This is a genomic window from Actinocrinis sp. (genome assembly GCF_035605935.1).
Lineage (GTDB): Bacteria > Actinomycetota > Actinomycetes > Streptomycetales > Catenulisporaceae > Actinocrinis.
Genome location: NZ_DATNGK010000298.1, coordinates 1 through 17,063 on the forward strand (window position 1 = coordinate 1; position 17,063 = coordinate 17,063).

Below are 17,063 nucleotides of genomic sequence, written 5' to 3' on the forward strand. Positions count from 1 at the left end.
ATCAAGGTTCCGCGATGGTCGGTCGAGGTTCGTGAAAGTTCGCGATGGTCTGCGGGCAGTGAGCGGGCATCGATCAAAAAGGGGCGTAGATGGGCTAGACGAAAGAACGTATCAACGACGACGGCAAGATCCGCTACCAAGCATGGTGGCGAGACCACCGCGGCCACGAGCGATCAGCAGTCACCTACAGCACCGAGCGGCAAGCCGACTAAGCCTGGCAGCACGCCGAGGCAAAGCTGGCACTCGCACCGTCTTCGCGCCGCACCCGGGACAGGCCACCGGCCCGCCGGGCGTACGCGCTCGCACCACGATCCGGTCTTCCTCGCCCGTCACCTCCTCGATGACCAGCGGCGACAGCCCCGAGAAAACCACGCCAATAAGGTCGCTGACATCATGCACGGCTCATGATGCCAAGTGTCGACGCAGCGTCACCACCGAAAGTGCGACAGAGCCGATAGCTTTACAGACCCGGACACCCACATCATCCGCGGCCACGGGGCGACGGCATCGGGGCCGCGCCTCGTCGAGGACGGCCGGCCAGACTCCCGGGGTATCAGTCTCCTGTTTTTCTTGCGCGAGTCTGGCGGCTTTCTGCTGTCCTTTCCTTAGCTTCTTTAGCTTGGCACCAGCTGCCACTGTTGGTTGGTGCCTCCGTTGGCGGTCCATTGCACGACTTGTGCTCCGTCGCTGGTCGAGCGGCCGTACACGTCCGCGACCAGTCCGCTGTCGTGGCTGACGATGGTGTAGTAACCGTCGCCGGTGGGCTTCAGGTACCACTGCTGGTTGGTGCCGCCGTTGCTGGTCCACTGTTGCAGCTGCAATCCCGCGGCGGAGGAGCCACCGTTGACGTCGAGCACCTTGCCGGTGACCGTGTAGGTCAGGGTGTAGGCGCCGCCCGATGTAGTGGCGATGGTCCACGCTGCGCCGCCGGTCTGCTGGACGGCCTTGGCGCCGTCCGCGGTGGAGTTGCCAGCGATGGCGAGGGGCTTGCCGCTGTTGCGGTTGACGATGTGGTACGTCCCCGGTGTGGGGCCGCCGCTGGAGCCGCCGGCCAGGGTGAAGTATTCGGCCGCGTCGGTGAAGGTGGTGGTGCCGGACTTGGTGGTGGACAGCACCAGGTAGATCCGCGAGCCGGAAGCCGGGGCGGTGAAGGTGACCTGTTGGGTGATGCGGGAGCCGAGCGGGATGGCGAGGGTCACGCTGCCGGTGGCGATGACCGTGCCGGTGGGCTGGTCCAGGTGCGCCGTCCAGGTGAAGCCGACGGAGGTGCTGGTGAAGTCGTCGTTGAAGACGGTGATGCTCCGTGTCACGGTGCTGCCGTAGGCGTATGAGGGCACTGCTGAGCTGAGCGGGAAGTCGCCGTTGGAGTCCGAGACGCCGGAGGCCGACCAGTAGGGCAGGTCCAGGGCGGCGATCGGGTTGAAGGCGGCCTGGATCCGCTGGATCTGCGGGTTGCTCCAGGGGTCGGTCAGGTTGTCGGCGCCGTAGATCGGGTGCCCGCCTTCTTCGGGGGTGAAGTCGGTGCTCCGAACACCGGGCACGAACCCGGCCCAGGCGGACAGCAGCGTGTAGGGGCGCAGGTCGCTGGCGTCCTTGCCGCGCTTGGCGGCCGTGGACGTGGCGAACCACTCAAAACCCTGCTTCGTATTGCAGGCGGGCCAGATGTACTCACCGTCGCCGAGGGGGCGGCCGGTCCCGGACCAGAGCTGCGAGCCGTAGTGGCCGAAGCCGTCCAGGTAGTGCGGCACGATGTTGAAGTTGGCGTATGTCATGTTCGGGTACTGGTTCGGTGAGGCGCCGACACCCGCGTCGACGCTGATCGGCCGGGTGCCGTCGTTGCCGTTCATCGCCGCGTACAGGTCTTGCTCGAACTGCTGAGAGTCGAAGCTGCTGCCGTTCGGCTCGTTGGCCTGGCTCCAGCGGATGACCGCGGGGTGGTTGCGGTCGCGCAGCACCAGTGCGCGCGCGTGGTTGACCATGTTGTCGTGTCCGGCGACGAAGTCCTGGGTGTTGTTGGAGCCGCGGATCGCGGTCTCGTCGATGATCATCAGGCCCATCTGATCGGCCACGTCGAGCATGTAGGGGCTGGCCGGCTCCTGGTGGATGCGCACCACGTTGTAGTTCAGCCGCTGGTAGTTGTCCACCGCCTGCGGCCAGCCGCCGTTGGTGCCCGACGGCGGCAGGAAGCCGGGCAGCGTGTCGTAGGCGTCGCCCACGCCGCCGTTGTTGACCCGGTCGTAGTCGGCGCCTTGAAGGTTGTCGCCGCGCAGGTTCGCCCGGATGCCGTTGAGGTAGTAGTACGCGCCGTTCTGCGTGAACTCCCGGAATCCGAACCGGTAGGTGGCATCGCTGGTGTGCCCGTCGTCGGTGGATGCGTGCACGGATAGATCGTGCAGCTGGGCACGGTAGCCGGAGCGATAGGGCACGTTCGGCCACCAGTAGGAGGTGGTGCCGAGGTTCCAGGCCACCGGACCGACCGTCACCTTCGCGGTCGAGTGCGCGGCCACCGTGACGGTCGCGCTCGGCAGTGTCGGGTAGCTGAACGATGTGCCGTTGTCGGAGGCGAGCGAACCGGTCAGCGTCACCGAGCGCGAGCTGCCCGAGGTATTGGTCACCGACACGTCGTAGGTGAGGCTCTGGTTGGCCACCGAGGTACGCACAAACGCGTCGCTGACGTAGACCGCCGGATACACCTGCAGGAACGCGGAGCGGAAGATGCCCTGAGGGACCGCTTCGCACCAGTCGGCGGCGACAGGCACCAGATAGTTGCCGGACGAGGTCTTCAGCGCATTGCGACCTTTGACGTCCACGCTGATCGTGTGCGTGGAACCGGGCGTCACGTACGCGGTGATGTCGAACTTCGAGGGGGTGAAAGCGGTGGTCTGGGTGCCGACCACGCGCCCGTCCACCGACAGCGTCGCCTGGTGGTTCACCACGCCGAACTCGATCCACACCGACTGCGGCTGCCCCGAGTCCGGCACGGTGATGCTGCGCGAGTACACCGCCTCGCCCACATTCGTGAAGCCCTGCTTGTACCAGCCGCCCCCGGGCACCATGATCGACGTCGTGCCCTGGCCGGCCGGGGTGAAACTCCACGACCCGGACAGGTCGACGGACGCGACGGCGGCGCCAGTCGCGGCGTAGCTGCGGGCACCGGCGTTCGCAGAGGTCGCAGAAGCCGCAGAAGCCGCGGGGGCGAAGCGCGGCAGGCCGAACGCGGCGGCCGCACCCACGCCGGTGGCTAACAGCCGTCGACGCGTGGGCTGGTGCTGGTGCTCTGGGATCGAGTCCGAAGCGGGCATGGAACGAGCCTCCTACCGTAAGGTCCACTTCTGGCTACTGCCGCCGTTGCAGGTCCACAGCTGCAGCGGCGTGCCGTTGGCCGTCCCCGCGCCGGTGGCGTCAAGACAGAGCCCTGATTTGTTGCCGGTGATGGTGTCGTTGGGGTGCACCGTGCATTGCTGGTTCTGCTGGCCGTTGCACGACCTCTGCCACCGCATGACGCACCCCCTCAGGACTTGCGCACCGTTCACCGCCCACGCGGTCAGGCAGGCGCACGGCTTGCCGAGAAGAGATGGGATGTGTACACGAGCTGTCGGACCGCGTGGATGAAGATGGCAGGACATCGGCGAGCACGCAAGGATCGGCTTAGGTTCGCCGGGACCCGCTGAAGATCAACAGCTTTTCGCGAAGTAGCTGACCATTGCCTTTCGAATCGATTCGACGTTCGACTCTGTGCGCCGCCGGTCGCCGCCCGGTGAAACTTTCCGCCCCATACGCACGGAGGTCCGATTGATCAGCCTCCTTTCCTGGTATGCCGCCAAGCACGGTTGACATCCCATGCCCTCAGTTCCAGGGGCGGCAGCAAGCCACCTGGCGTGGGCGCGGATGATGCGGGTGTCCTCAATGGTCATGCTGCGAGCCGGTAGCGGGACCGGTGGGTGCGCTGGCGTTCTCGACCCAGGTGGTGGGCCCGGCATGACTCGATGTCTGCGTTGGAGGTTGGGGCGCGGGGTTTGAGGGCGGCTTCGACGCCGGCCGGTGACCAGCGGGCTGCGGTGATGTCCGGTGTGCCGGCGACCGGATGGCGGCAGGCGCCCTCGATCCCGCCGGGGGGCAATCGCCGCGTGACGATGACCGCCAACCGAGTGAGCGGATGCGCGTCGCCTGGGCGGTAGCCCGCGCTGGCGGCGACACCGAACGGTCGCGCAGATCGCGGACGTTCCGCGCGCGCTGGCGGAGCTGATCCTGGCCGATGCGCGCTTCGATCCCGGCGGGTACGACACGCAGCGTCTGCGCGCTCGCATCGGGTCGGCCGGTATCTCGCTGGCCACACGTAGAGCGCCGCTGACCGCACCTATGCATCTCAGGTGGTGCGGACCGCTGTGGCCAGCGCGCCGAGGTCGGGCGCCGTCCAGGTGGGCGCGGGCGTGGCGGGCAGGGGCCGGTGACCGGGACGGGCGAGAAACGCGGTGCGCAGCCCGGCGGCCTGGGCGCCCGCGATGTCCCAGTCGTGCGCGGCAACCATGACCGCATCGGCCGGCTCGATCCCGAGCGCGTCGATGACGAGCCGGTAGGCCGCGGGTGCGGGTTTGAGGGCGTTGGCCGCCTCGGCCGAGAAGACCCGCTCGAATCGGTCGGCGATGCCCGCGTGCTCGAGTTGCGCGCGAGCGGTGGCAAGCGGTGAGTTGGTCAGCGCCACCAGGCGGTGCCCCGCATCGCGCAGCCGGCCCAACCCGCCGGGGACATCCGGGTGAGCGGGCAGCGACCGCAGCGCGCTGAGGATCGCGCGACGCTGCTCGTCGGAGGCGACGCGGCCATGTGCCTGCGCGACCGTGGCGAGGCACTCACCGGCAAGGTGGGCGAAGTCCTGGTAGCCGTCGGCCGCGGTGAATGTGAGCGCGGTGTGGATCAACAGGTCGAACCATTCACCGCGGGCGGCTGGCGTGCCGGTCAGCTCCGCGAACGGCTGGTCGAGGGCCGCGAGGTCCAGCAGGGTCTCGTTGACATCGAAGACGAACAGCACCGTGAATCCCTTCGCTCCAGAGGTACGACGTCCACCGTACCTCAAAGGTACGAGAGATGTCGTACCATGACCTGGAGGTGATGCGCGTGACCGGAGAATTCCCCTGCCCGCCGATGGAAGACGTCGAACTCGGCACGGTGCTCTCGGCACTGGCCGATCCGCTGCGCCGGGCAGTGGTCGTGCAGTTGGCGAACGGCGAGCACGGCGCGGAGCGGGCATGTGCGTCCTTCGCCCTGCCGGTGGCCAAATCGACGCGCACTCACCATTGGCGCGTACTGCGCGAGGCGGGATTGATCCGGCAGCGCGACGCCGGCAACGGCACCTTCGTGCGTCTGCGCCGCGACGAAATCGCCCGCCACTTCCCAGGCCTGCTCGAACTGATCGTCACCCTGGACCCGGGAACAGTAGAGGCCTGACCACCCCGCTCGGCTCCGATCTCGGTCCCGGTCACGACCTCGCGGTCGACCGGCGCACCTTGCTCGGCCCGTCTTTCGCTTTCGGCGGCAGGGCGCCCACGAAGTCCAGCGCGCCGCGCACCCATCCGGTCAGCTGATCGTCGTCGAGTGCGCCGGGCCCGACGAACACCATGCCCTTCATCGGACGGCCGGAGAAGTCCATGATCCGCACGTGCGGGCGTTCGAGCGCCGCGTCCGCCGCGGTGGGCGCCTGGCCTGCATGACTGGGAAGACCGTTGTCGAACTACTGGCTCAGGTCGGACGCGATGCCGTTTTTGCCCAGCGCCAGAGCGCGGATCAGGCCACGCAGCGGGAGCATCACGGCGCTCTCAGCCGTGCATCGGTCGCGCTTAGGCCGTGTGTAAGAAGTTTCGCCGGGGCCGCGACGCCTGCCACGCACGCTCGCTGCGTTTTCGCAGATTCGCAGAACGGAAGTGGTTCAAATTGCGAAGGACGTGGGCAATCGCCTGGATCAGCCGCTCGGTGCGGCCTGTCGGCCTGTCAGATCTGCGGGCATTGGCCGGGCGAACGCATGCCAGCGGCCGTCTTCCGATCTCGGAAAACGGCCGCTGACCTGCATTTATACCGTGTCGGGGTGGCGGGATTTGAACCCACGACCTCTTCGTCCCGAACGAAGCGCGCTGCCAAGCTGCGCTACACCCCGGTGATGCTCGGTCAGTCTAGCCGAGCGGAGGTGAATCGCGGAAATCCTTTGGTTGGCGGCTCGCCGCGAGGTCAGCTGGCGCGTGGCAGCAGAGTGATCAGCGAGGCTTCCGGCGGGCAGGCGAAGCGGACCGGCGCGTAGCGGGAAGTGCCGCAGCCGGCGGATACGTGCAGGTGCGCTGTGTGGCCGCCAGCCGAGTGCGTGTGCAAGCCCTTCGCCCGCGCGCGGTCCAGGTCGCAGTTCGTCACCAGGGCGCCGTAAAAGGGCACGCAGAGCTGGCCGCCGTGTGTGTGGCCCGCGAGGATCAGCGGGATGCCCTCAGTGGTCATCGCATCAAGGACGCGCACGTAGGGGGCGTGGGTGACGCCGATGGTCAACGCGTCATCGCGCTGCTCGCCCTCGCCGTCGCCAGCGTGGTCACCGTGGCCGTCACGACGGTCGTCGCCGCCACTGTTGCCGTCGTCGTCATGCAACTCGGGATAGCGGTCCCGGCGGACGTGCGGGTCGTCGACGCCGACGAAGTTGAGCGCGCCATGCCCGGGCACGTCGAGACTCGCGCGCGTGTTCGTCATGTCCAGCCAGCCCGCCTTGGTGAACGCGGCTTGCAGGGCTGGCCAGTCGTTCTCGGCGCGCTTGCGGCGCGGCGCGTGAGAGCGGTCGCCGGGCCGCAGGTATTTCGTCGGATTGAGGCGACTGGCCTGGTAATAGTCATTCGATCCGAGCACGAACACGCCGGGCAGCGCCATCAGCGGTTCCAGGGTGCTGATGACCTCGGGGATCGCGTCCGGATGCGAAAGGTTGTCGCCGGTGTTGACCACAAGGTCAGGGGCGAGGTCGGCCAGAGACCGCAGCCACGCCTGCTTGCGGCGCTGGCCGGGGACCATGTGAATGTCCGAGAGTTGCAGGATCCTGAGCGGCTGCGCTTCCGGCGCGAGCAACGGGATGCTGAAGCGGCGCAGCCGGTAGACGTTGACCTCGACTCCCGCCGCGTAGGCGAGTCCGGCGGTACCGGCGGCCATGATGCCCAGCGGGATGGAGATCGATCGGCGCATCGGCCAAGTCTATCGGCGTCGTCGTCCTCGCACTGCGTGCGCAGAACCGCCGTGCGATTCGGTTCGGCTTCGTGACACGCTAGGCACATGACCACGACGACGCTCAAGGAACGACTGCGCGCAGACCTCACCACGGCGATCAAGGGCCGCGACGAGTTGCGTGCCGCCACGCTGCGGATGGCGCTGACCGCGATCACCAACGAGGAGGTCGCCGGGTCTGTCGCGCGCTCGCTCTCCGAGCCGGAGACGGTCACCGTGCTCACCCGCGAGGTGAAGAAGCGGCGCGAGGCCGCTGAGGCGTTCGCGGGCGCGGGGCGGGACGAGCAGGCGGCGCGTGAGCGGGCCGAGGGCGAGGTGCTTTCCGGCTACCTTCCGGCCCAGCTGACCGACGACGAGCTGAAGGCGCTGGTCGCGGACGCCATCGCGGAGACCGGAGCGGTCGGGCCGAAGTCGATGGGCGTTGTGATGAAGGCGGTGACGCCGAAGATCGCGGGGCGGGCTGAGGGCGGCCGGGTGGCTGCGGAGGTCAAGTCGGCGCTGGGATAGCAACGCAGGAAAAGCGGCGGCGGATACCAGCTTCTTGAGCTGGTATCCGCCGCCGCTTAGTCGCTGCCGCAGGGATGGAAGATCGGGGGTCGGGGGCTGGGCCAGGACGGGCAGGCCTGACGCGAGGTCAGCTAGTGGCCCTTGCCGCCGTTTCCGTTTCCGTTCCCATTGCCGCCATTGGTGCCGCCGAGTATCCCGCCAAGGAATCCGCCGCCGACGAAGCCGCCGTTGCCATTTCCATTCCCGCTACCGTTGCCGCCCTGGGTCGGGGTGTCGAACCCGGTCGGCGCGGTGAAGCCCACCACCGGCGATCCGGCCAGCGCACCGGCCATCGCGTCGTTGAAGGTCGGCGCTGAGATCGAGGCACCGAACACCTGGCCCGGGTAGTACGTCGGGCCGATCTTGAGGTTCTCCAGCTTCGTCTTGTCGTTCCACTTGATGAAGCCGGTCCAGGTCGCCGCGGCCAGCTGCGGCGTGTAGCCGTCGAACCAGGTCGCGATGCTTTGGTCGGTCGTACCGGTCTTGCCGGCGATCGGACGGGTGTCGCTCAGCGGGACCGCGCCCGCCGCGGTGCCGGACTGCACGACGCCCTGGAGCATCGAGGTCAGCTCGTTGGCGATGTTCGGGTCGAGAACCTGACGGCAGCTCTTGTTCTGGCCGCCATAGCTCTTACCCGACACATCGGTCACCTGCGTGATCACATAAGGCACGCAGTAGGTGCCCTGCGCCGCGACCGTGGCGTACGCACTCGCCATCTCCACGGGCGTGATCGGGTTGACGCCAAGCGTGAATGCCGGCACCTGCATCAGTGATTTGCCGGTTGCGTTGTCGTTGTCCTGCGTGACACCCATCGACTCGGCGATCTGCGCCGGCTTGCACAGGCCGGTTTGCTCTTCCATCCGGAGGAAGTAGGTGTTGATGGACTGGGCGAACGCGTTAGGCATTGCCGTGTGGTAGTCAGTGTGGTCGTCGTTGGACGGCGCATACTTGCCGCTCGCCGGCTCGTCTGGCGGCCAAAGCACCTGCGTCTGGCTGCCCGCGCACGCCGCGAACTGCGTGCCGGCGTCATCGATCGTCGCGGGGGCGTCGATCATCTGGTTTGGGTTGACGCCCTGTTCGAGCGCGGCCAAGCCGACGAAGATCTTGAATGACGAGCCGGCCTGGAAGCCGTTGGTTCCGTTGTGTGCCTTGTCGGCCGACAGATTGATGAACGTCTGGCCCGCGGCGTTACCCATCGGCACCGACTGGGCCATCGCCTTGATCTGACCGCTTCCTGGTTCGACCATCACCAGCGCGGACGCGATGTCCTTCTTCGTGAAGTCCGATGCGTACACGCGCTTGGCGATCGCGGCATCCGCCGACTTCTCATCCTTCACACTCATCGTGGTCTGGATTGTCAGTCCGCCACGCTGCCACAGCGCGACGCGGTCCGCCTGCGTCTTGCCGTACGCCGAGCTCTCGATGAACGTGTTGTAGACGTAGTTGCAGAAGAACTTCGCCGAACCGTCCGCCGTGATGCAGCCATCCTTCAGCGAGGTCGGGGCCAAGCCGAGCGGCGTCTTCTCGTACTGTTCAGCCTGCGCCGGAGTGATGTAGTTCAGCGAGGAGTTCGCCATGTCCTGCAGCACGATGTTGCGGCGCTTGAGCGCGTCCGCCGGGTGCGCGAACGGGTCGAACTCCGTCGGGCTGTTCACCACCGCGGCCATCAGCGCGGCCTGCGGGACGGTCAGCTTCGCGGCGCTGGTGGAGAAATAACGCTCCGCGGCCGCCTCGACGCCATAGGCACCGTTGCCGAAGTAGACCAGGTTGAGGTAACGCTCCAGGATCTGATCCTTGCTGAGCGTCTTCTCCACGGCGATGGCGTACTTGAGCTCGGTGAGCTTGCGGGAGAACGTATCCGCGATCGCGGCCTGCTGCTGCTTCTTGTCGGTGCCCGCTTCCAGCAGCAGTTCGTTCTTCACGAGCTGCTGGGCGATGGAGGATCCACCCTGCGTATTACCGCCTGACGAGTTGTTGACTAGGGCGCGCAGCGTGCCCTTAATGTCAATGCCGCCGTGCTGGTAGTAGCGGATGTCCTCAATCGCCACAATCGCGTGCGGCATGTTCGGACTGATCTGCGCCATCGGGACTACGACGCGATTGCCGAAGTCGCCCCACGTGTACGCGATCACGGACCCGTCGTCCGCGAGGATCTTGGTGCGCTGTGGCAGGGTCGGCGTCTCGAAGTCGCTCGGCAGGTCCTCGAAATGGTCCGAGGCGGCCTTGGCGCTCAGTCCGAAGCTGCCCACGAAGGGCAGCGTCAGGCCAGCGATCAGAACCCCGGCCAGGGCGCTGACCATCACGAACGTGCCGAGGTGCGATATCAGTCGCCCGACGCCGCTCGCTCCGGAATAACCAGTACGTCCCGTAACCATGCGGACCAGGGTACGGTCCGTCCCTGAGTGCCGGGGAGGGCAGGGCGGCTGCCGTCGAATCTGTGGCCCAGTTGCTACAAGCGACGTAGTCCGGACGGGCCATACCAGATTGACCAGTTCGGGGACTGTCGAGTGCTGATGGTTATCCGTAATGTCGTGCTAGCTGAAGAGATCTCTTCGCGGACAGTGCCCTACGTGCGGGCGCATCTCGGGAGTCGATCGCTCCGGCGGCAGGGCGGCCGATGAGTCTGGGTCATTGGCCGGAAGTGGCAAGGCTAGTGCGACAAGTGCGGATGTCGTGCCGGTCATTCCGGACGATACGTGGTGCTGTCGCGGTCGCGAATGGGTTGCGCGCCGTGGCGGTGTCGACGGATCGAGCGGTGTGCCGGCCGCCGTTGGGGGAGCCTCGATGCTGAGAGGACGGCACCGGAGATGATGGCAGGGTCGGAGAGTGAAGAGTCAGTGAACGTGATGACCGCCGCGGCGACCGCGGTCAGGAACTGGGTGGAGGACTGGACGATAGCGGCTGCGTGCCGGGGCATGGACCCCGACGAGCTGTTCGTCCAGGGCGCCGCGCAGAACCGGGCGAAGACGGTGTGTGCGGCGTGTCCGGTGCGCACCGAATGCCTCGCGGACGCGCTCGACAACCGAGTCGAGTTCGGCGTGTGGGGCGGGATGACCGAGCGTGAGCGGCGGGCGCTGTTGCGGCGCCGGCCCGATGTGCGCTCGTGGCGCAAGGTGCTTGAGGGCAAGCGCGAGGCGTACCTTTCGCGACAGCGCCCGACGGTGTTCACCGCCGGCGGCTGAGCCGCTGCCCGCTTCTGTTGGCCGCGCTGCTCAACGGCGTCCCGTCGCGACGACGTTTCGGCGAGCAGCGTAAGAGCACCACGAGGTACGAACTGTGCCCGCGCCGTCGGAACGGACGGTGTCCTGGCATTCGACGTCCCGAACGGACCACGGACTGACGGCCACTGACGATCCACGATTGTCGGTAAGGCTTCCGACCGGCTCTCCACCCTCCAGCCGGATCGCAGGCGGCACCGCGCCGCCACCGCCGTCAAGCCGAACGCGCGATGATCTCGCGCAGGCCGTCCAGGTCGTGGATGTCCTCCGCCTGCGCGGGCAGTTCGAGCATCGCGATGCCGGGATGGCTGGCCAGAAAGCGGCCGGTCAACCGGTGTTCTCGACGCGACTGCACAACGCGCTCCGCGTGCAGCCGCAACAACGCGGCCGCCAACTGCGCGGCCTGCGCCTCCTCAGTCGCTGACAGCGGCGCCTCGGCGCCGTTGCCCTTGGCTGCTCCATTCGCCCCGGCCGCGTTCTTGCGCGTCGTGCGCTTCCCGGCCTTACCGTTGGTCAGCTCCTCGGCCGCGGCCAGCGCCCGCTCCGCGGTGATGTCCGCTTGCGGCCGGTGCACCCGGTTGAGTACCAGTCCGGCCAGCGGCATCTTGTCCGTGGCCAGCCGCCGCGTGAAATAAGAGGCCTCACGCAGCGCGTCCGGCTCCGGCGCGGCGACCACGACGAACGCGGTCCCCTCGGTCTGCAACAGCTGATACGTCCGCTCGGCCCGCTCGCGGAAACCACCGAACATGGTGTCCAGCGCGGCGACGAAGGACTGCACCTCGCCCAGCAGCGTCGAACCGAGGATCTTGCCCAGCGCGCCGGTCACCAGGCTGACCCCGCCGGTCAGCAGCTTGAACGCGCCAAGGCCGCCCACCTTCGCGGGCGCCGACAGGATCCTGATCAGCCGGCCGTCGAGAAAGGAGCCGAGGCGCTCCGGGGCGTCCAGGAAGTCCAGCGCGGAGCGGCTCGGCGGCGTGTCCACCACGATCAGGTCCCACTCGCCGCGTGCGCGCAGCTGCCCGAGCTTCTCCATCGCCATGTATTCCTGCGTGCCGGCGAAGCTCGCGGACAGCGACTGATAGAAGGGGTTAGCCAGGATCTGCTCGGCCCGCTGCGGATCCGCGTGATCGAGCACGATCTCGTCGAAGGTCCGCTTCATGTCGAGCATCATCGCGTGCAGCCTGCCGCCCTTCGACCGGTCGATCCCGGCCACCTCGCGCGGAGTGTTGTCCAGCTCAGTGAGCCCGAGCGACTGCGCCAGCCGCCGCGCCGGGTCGATGGTGAGCACCACCACGTCGCGGCCACGCTCCGCCGCGCGCAACGCGAACGCCGCGGCCGTGGTCGTCTTGCCGACACCGCCGGAGCCACAGCACACCACGATCTTGGTCTCCGGCGCGTCCAGCAGCCGGTCCAGATTCAGATGCCCGGCCGTGTCCTGGGCGCCGGATCCGGTCGCACCATCCTGCACACCGGCTTCTTCCACGCCGGCTTCTTCCACGCCGGCTTGTTCCACACCGTCTCGTTCTGCACGGCCCCGTTTCACGCCATTCCCGTTCGCCCTGTCGCCGCTCACGCCGCCCCCTGCCGACGCAACTGAGCAGCCAGCAGATCGAGGCCGACCCGGTCGATGCCATCGGTCAGCAGCGGCAACTCGTACATCGGGGCCTCGGTGGCGCTCAGCTCCTCGCGCTGCCCCGCCTCCAACAGCACGCGTTGCGCGTGCTCGGTGGCCAGCTCGGACAGCGCCGTGACTACCTCCGGGTCGGCCAGGCCGACCGGAGCGAGCCCGGCCTCCAGCTCCGCGAGATCAAGGCCGCCCGGCTGCGCCGCCTTCTTCAGCCGGTCCTCGGGCAGCACCACGGGACGCGCCTGATTCACCATCACCCCGCCGGTCGGCAGTCCGGCGGCGCGCAGCTCGGCGAAGCCGTCCAGCGTCTCCTGCACGGGCATCTCCTCCAGCAGCGTGACGAAGTGCACCGCGGTCTGCGCGCTGGTGAGCACCCGCATCACCGCGTCGGCCTGATTGCGGATCGGGCCGACCCGCGCGAGCCCGGAGACCTCCGAGTTCACGTTCAGGAACCGGGTGATACGCCCAGTCGGCGGCGCGTCCATGACCACTGCGTCGTAGTCGAAAACTCGATCCTGCGGCTGCTTAGTCCGGTCATGTCCGTGCTGCGCACCGTGCCCGTGACCGCTTTGGCCATGCCCGGCGTGCGTATGGCTGGCCCGACGCCGTACCGCCTCGCACGTCTTACCAGTCAGCAGCACGTCACGGATCCCCGGCGCGATAGTCGTCGCGAAGTCGATCGCACCGAACCGGCGCAGCGCGCGCGCCGCAGGGCCGAGCTTGTAGAACATGTCGAGGTATTCGAGCAGCGCCTGCTCGGCATCAAGGGACTGGGCCCAAACCTCGCCGCCGTCCGGCGTGACCGCGACCCGCCGCTCCTCATACGCGACCGGCTCGGCGTCGAAGAGCTGCGCGAGCCCCTGCCGCCCCTCCACCTCCACCAGCAGAACCCGTCGATCGCCCGGCCGTTTCCCGCCAGCTGCCAGAGCCAGCGCCAGGGCCGCCGCGACGGTCGTCTTGCCCGTGCCGCCCTTGCCGGTGACCACGTGCAGGCGGACGGCGGGCCAGTCCGGCTTCGCGCGGCGCGCCTCGGCTGCATTCGTCACGGGAACGAGCCTAACCTCCCGCCGCGTATAGGGGCGCTGCGCCACCTGCCTACCCGTTAGGCTCTGGCCATGGCGAAACAGTGGGAGTACGTGACCGTGCCGTTGCTGGTGCACGCGACAAAGCAGATCCTGGACAACTGGGGCCAGGACGGCTGGGAGCTGGTGCAAGTGGTCCCGGGGCCGAACCCCGAGCAACTGGTGGCGTACATGAAGCGGGAGAAGCAGTAGTGACCGCGCTCGGCGAGGCCACGGCCGCCACGCCCGAGGAGCGGCTGGCCCAGCTCGGACTGGCCGTGCCCGCGGTGGCCAAGCCGGTGGCCGCGTATGTTCCGGCCACGCGATCCGGCTCGCTGGTGTTCACCTCGGGACAGCTGCCCACGATCGACGGCAAGCTTTCGGCGACCGGCAAGGTCGGCGCGGAGGTCAGCGCCGAGGAAGCCAAGCAACTCGCCGAGCGTTGCGCCCTCAACGCGCTGGCCGCGGTCAAGTCCGAGATCGGGGAGCTGTCCCGGGTTCGCCGCGTGGTGAAGGTCGTCGGTTTCGTCGCCTCCGCGCCGGGCTTCACTGGTCAGCCCGCCGTGATCAATGGCGCGAGCGAGCTGCTGGGCAAGGTCTTCGGCGAGGCCGGCGCGCACGCGCGTTCCGCGGTCGGCGTCGCGGTGCTGCCGCTGGACGCTCCGGTGGAGGTGGAGCTGACGGTCGAGATCGACAGCTTCGAGGTCGACAGCGCTCCCGACACCCGCGCGCCGGACGGGGTGGCCTGATCCCCGGGGCCGGCAGCGGTTTGGGCCCGTCTGGTCCGGGTCAGGTCGTCTCCGGGCCGGTGACGCCGCGCGCCACGCTGGTGCTGGCCCCGAACCCCTCGCCGATGACGCTCGACGGCACCAACACCTGGGTGCTGATCGAACCGGGATCAACCGAGGCGGTCGTCGTCGACCCAGGGCCGGTACATATAAGACATATCAAATCAATTCGCGATGTCGTGCAGAAAGCTGGAGCGCGTGTCGCCTCGATCCTCCTGACGCATGGTCACCCGGATCACGCGGAAGTCGCCGGACAGCTCGGGGCGTTGACCCGCGCTCCGGTGCGTGCGCTCGACCCCCAGCGGCGGCTTGGCTCGGAAGGGCTCGACGATGGCGACGTGCTGACCGTCGGCGGCCTCGAAGTGCGCGTGATCGCGACGCCGGGCCATACCGGCGACTCGCTTTCGTTCCTCATCCCGGCCGACCACGCACTGTTGACCGGCGACACCGTCCTAGGCCGCGGTACGACGGTGGTCGCGCACCCTGACGGGCGTCTCGCGGACTACATTGACTCGCTCACGCATATCCGGCGGATGACCGAATCGGCAGCCGTCGGCGTGATCCTGCCCGGACATGGACCAGTGGTCGCCAACCCGCGCGCGGCAGTCGATTTCTACCTCACCCACCGGGCTGCACGCCTCGCCCAAGTCCAGGCAGCGCGTGATGCCGGAGACCGTACTGCGCGTCAGATCGTGCGACGCGTGTACGCCGATGTCGATCGCGGCCTGTGGCCGGCCGCTGAGCTATCCGTACTCGCGCAGCTCGAATACCTGGACGAGAAGAAGGACGCGTAACCCGAGCGGTTATCGCGCGCGCCGTGCCAAACGCACCGTGTCGAGCAGCACAACCGCACGTGCCTCGAGCTTGATCCAGCCGCGCTGCGCGAAGTCCGCCAAGGCCTTGTTGACCGTCTCCCGGGACGCGCCGACCAGCTGCGCCAATTCTTCCTGGGTGAGGTCGTGCGAGACCTTGATCCCTTCCTGATCGTCCCCGGCGGGCTGGCCGAACCGGGTCGACAGGTCGAGCAGCGCCTTGGCGACGCGGCCGGGCACGTCCGAGAACACCAGGTCCGCCAGCGTCTCGTTGGTGCGCCGCAGCCGCCGCGCCATGGCTCGCAGCAGCGCGCGGGCGACCTCGGGCCGGGTCGAGAGCCACGGCTGAAGTTCGGTGTGCCCGAGCGCGAGCAGCCGGGTGGAGGTCAGCGCGGTCGCGGTGGAGGTGCGCGGCCCTGGGTCGAACAGCGAGAGCTCGCCGAACATGTCGCCCGGCCCGAGCACCGCGGTCAGGTTCTCCCTGCCGTCCCCGGAGGACCGGCCCAGCTTGATCTTGCCCTCGACGACCACGTACAGCGCGTCACCCGGGTCGCCCTCGTGGAACAGCGCGTCGCCGCGGCTCAGCGCGATCTCCGTCATCGACTTGAGCAGCGAGTTGGACGCCTCTTCATCCAAGGCGGCGAACAACGGGCTCCGGCGCAGCACGTCCTCCACTGTCGAACCCTCCATCGGCCATTCGGCCGTTCTCCTGCGGTCCTGGTCGCCGGTCGCGCGCTTGTGACTCGACGCCGGCCCGCAATCTGTTATGCCTCTGCATCGAACAGTGTGGCCTACCACACGCTATTTCACATACTCGGGAACGCCACACCTCAATCCTGCCGAGTACCGTAACGTGCCCCGAAGCCGTCCCGACCATCTACGCTTGCCGAATGAGCATGGCCGGTGAGACGACTGAGAAGACGCCCGAGACACACGAGACCCCGTTGGCTCTCACGCGCAGGGCACGGCGGATCAACCGGGCGCTCGCCGAGATTTATCCCGATGCTCATTGCGAGCTCGACTTCGAATCGGCCTTCCAGCTCCTCTGCGCTGTCGTGCTCTCCGCGCAGACCACCGACGTGCGCGTCAACCTGACTACGCCGGCACTGTTCGCCCGTTACCCCACCGCCGATGACATGGCCGCGGCCAACCCGGCAGAGCTGGAGCAGCTGATCAAGCCGACCGGCTTCTATCGCAACAAGGCCAAGTCGCTGCTTGGGCTGGCCGTCGCCATCCGTGACCAGTTCGGTGGCGATGTACCGCACACTCTCGAACAGCTGGTCACGCTGCCTGGTGTCGGCCGCAAGACTGCGAACGTCGTGCTCGGTAACGCGTTCGGTATTCCAGGCATCACCGTGGATACGCACTTCGGCAGACTCGCCCGACGCTTCGGCTGGACTCAGGTAGAAGACCCGGTCAAGGTCGAGTTCGAGGTCGGCGCGCTGTTTCCCAGGGCGGAGTGGACGATGCTCTCGCACCGGCTGATCTTCCATGGCCGCCGGGTCTGTCACTCCCGCAAGCCGGCCTGCGGCGCCTGCCCAGTCGCCGCGCTGTGCCCGTCGCGCGGGGTGGGCGAGCAAGACCCGATCAAGGCGGAGTCGCTGCTTCTGCCTGCCTCCGCACGCGAGGCGGCGCTGATCGCCGCCGCCCGGAAGGTGGCTTCGTGAACGACGCGGGCGAGATCATGGCCGCGCCTGAAGAACTGCCGAGCTGGCTGCGCCCGCTCGCCGGAGCACTACGTGACCTGGGCACGAACTGGCTCGGCTTCCGGCCCA

Annotated in this window: 16 protein-coding genes and 1 tRNA gene; 7 read left to right on the forward strand and 10 right to left on the reverse strand. The window is 67.9% G+C overall.

Translation table 11 applies throughout. From position 1 onward, the window contains the following. Positions 1-614 precede the first annotated feature (614 nt). From VN779_RS24075 to VN779_RS24085, 3 genes are all read right to left on the reverse strand, one after another. Positions 615-3,302: an RICIN domain-containing protein gene (locus tag VN779_RS24075; protein ID WP_325727199.1), complete on the reverse strand. Its 2,688-nt coding sequence runs from the start codon at positions 3,300-3,302 to the stop codon at positions 615-617. A 12-nt stretch (positions 3,303-3,314) separates the two neighbouring features. Then, the gene (locus VN779_RS24080) at positions 3,315-3,500 is read right to left on the reverse strand and encodes an RICIN domain-containing protein (protein WP_325727201.1); all 186 of its coding nucleotides are present in this window, start codon (positions 3,498-3,500) and stop codon (positions 3,315-3,317) included. 866 nt (positions 3,501-4,366) lie between these two features. After that, positions 4,367-5,026, reverse strand: a complete 660-nt coding sequence (locus tag VN779_RS24085; RefSeq protein WP_325727203.1) for a haloacid dehalogenase type II — start codon at positions 5,024-5,026, stop codon at positions 4,367-4,369. An 80-nt stretch (positions 5,027-5,106) separates the two neighbouring features. Here VN779_RS24085 and VN779_RS24090 point away from each other — a divergent pair, with 80 nt between their 5' ends. Continuing rightward, positions 5,107-5,442: a helix-turn-helix transcriptional regulator gene (locus VN779_RS24090; RefSeq protein WP_349260920.1), complete on the forward strand. Its 336-nt coding sequence runs from the start codon at positions 5,107-5,109 to the stop codon at positions 5,440-5,442. A 31-nt stretch (positions 5,443-5,473) separates the two neighbouring features. Here VN779_RS24090 and VN779_RS24095 read toward each other — a convergent pair whose 3' ends face one another. The 3 genes from VN779_RS24095 to VN779_RS24105 form a co-directional block, all read right to left on the reverse strand. After that, positions 5,474-5,644, reverse strand: coding sequence for a hypothetical protein (locus VN779_RS24095; RefSeq protein WP_325727207.1), 171 nt, complete (start codon positions 5,642-5,644; stop codon positions 5,474-5,476). Between the two features lie 427 nt (positions 5,645-6,071). Next, positions 6,072-6,145: transfer RNA gene (locus VN779_RS24100), tRNA-Pro, on the reverse strand. Between the two features lie 71 nt (positions 6,146-6,216). After that, positions 6,217-7,197: a metallophosphoesterase gene (locus VN779_RS24105; RefSeq protein WP_325727209.1), complete on the reverse strand. Its 981-nt coding sequence runs from the start codon at positions 7,195-7,197 to the stop codon at positions 6,217-6,219. Between the two features lie 87 nt (positions 7,198-7,284). On the opposite strand from VN779_RS24105, the gene VN779_RS24110 reads away from it, so the two are divergent. Continuing rightward, entirely contained in the window at positions 7,285-7,743 is a 459-nt protein-coding gene (locus VN779_RS24110) for a GatB/YqeY domain-containing protein (protein WP_325727210.1), read from the forward strand. 131 nt (positions 7,744-7,874) lie between these two features. On the opposite strand, the gene VN779_RS24115 is transcribed toward VN779_RS24110, so the two are convergent. After that, on the reverse strand, positions 7,875-10,157 hold the full coding sequence (locus VN779_RS24115; RefSeq protein WP_325727212.1) for a transglycosylase domain-containing protein: 2,283 nt from the start codon (positions 10,155-10,157) through the stop codon (positions 7,875-7,877). Between the two features lie 471 nt (positions 10,158-10,628). On the opposite strand from VN779_RS24115, the gene VN779_RS24120 reads away from it, so the two are divergent. Then, positions 10,629-10,964 (forward strand): WhiB family transcriptional regulator, encoded by a 336-nt coding sequence (locus VN779_RS24120; RefSeq protein ID WP_325727227.1) that lies wholly within the window; start codon positions 10,629-10,631, stop codon positions 10,962-10,964. A gap of 250 nt (positions 10,965-11,214) precedes the next feature. Here the strand turns inward: VN779_RS24120 and VN779_RS24125 are convergent, their stop codons facing one another. Both VN779_RS24125 and VN779_RS24130 read right to left on the reverse strand, forming a co-directional pair. Further along, complete coding sequence (locus tag VN779_RS24125) at positions 11,215-12,468, reverse strand: ArsA family ATPase (protein WP_349260921.1); 1,254 nt, start codon at positions 12,466-12,468, stop codon at positions 11,215-11,217. Positions 12,469-12,569: 101 nt separating this feature from the next. Beyond that, positions 12,570-13,673 carry an ArsA-related P-loop ATPase gene (locus tag VN779_RS24130; RefSeq protein ID WP_325727216.1) on the reverse strand — a complete coding sequence of 368 codons (1,104 nt, stop codon included), beginning with the start codon at positions 13,671-13,673 and terminating at the stop codon, positions 12,570-12,572. A gap of 69 nt (positions 13,674-13,742) precedes the next feature. Between VN779_RS24130 and VN779_RS24135 the strand changes: the two genes are divergently transcribed. Genes VN779_RS24135 through VN779_RS24145 form a run of 3 tightly spaced genes read left to right on the forward strand, consistent with a single transcriptional unit; the run spans position 13,743 to position 15,270 of the window. Continuing rightward, positions 13,743-13,901 carry a DUF4177 domain-containing protein gene (locus VN779_RS24135; protein ID WP_324841239.1) on the forward strand — a complete coding sequence of 53 codons (159 nt, stop codon included), beginning with the start codon at positions 13,743-13,745 and terminating at the stop codon, positions 13,899-13,901. After that, a complete protein-coding gene (locus tag VN779_RS24140; RefSeq protein ID WP_325727218.1) occupies positions 13,901-14,437 on the forward strand; it encodes a RidA family protein in 537 nt (178 codons plus the stop codon). Before VN779_RS24135 ends, VN779_RS24140 begins: the two co-directional genes overlap by 1 nt. Positions 14,438-14,496: 59 nt before the next feature. Then, positions 14,497-15,270 carry an MBL fold metallo-hydrolase gene (locus VN779_RS24145; protein ID WP_325727223.1) on the forward strand — a complete coding sequence of 258 codons (774 nt, stop codon included), beginning with the start codon at positions 14,497-14,499 and terminating at the stop codon, positions 15,268-15,270. A 9-nt stretch (positions 15,271-15,279) separates the two neighbouring features. Here the strand turns inward: VN779_RS24145 and VN779_RS24150 are convergent, their stop codons facing one another. Continuing rightward, positions 15,280-15,963: a Crp/Fnr family transcriptional regulator gene (locus tag VN779_RS24150; protein ID WP_324841251.1), complete on the reverse strand. Its 684-nt coding sequence runs from the start codon at positions 15,961-15,963 to the stop codon at positions 15,280-15,282. 215 nt (positions 15,964-16,178) lie between these two features. On the opposite strand from VN779_RS24150, the gene nth reads away from it, so the two are divergent. Beyond that, positions 16,179-16,955, forward strand: coding sequence for an endonuclease III (nth, locus tag VN779_RS24155; RefSeq protein ID WP_325727225.1), 777 nt, complete (start codon positions 16,179-16,181; stop codon positions 16,953-16,955). The last annotated feature ends 108 nt before the right edge of the window (positions 16,956-17,063 follow it).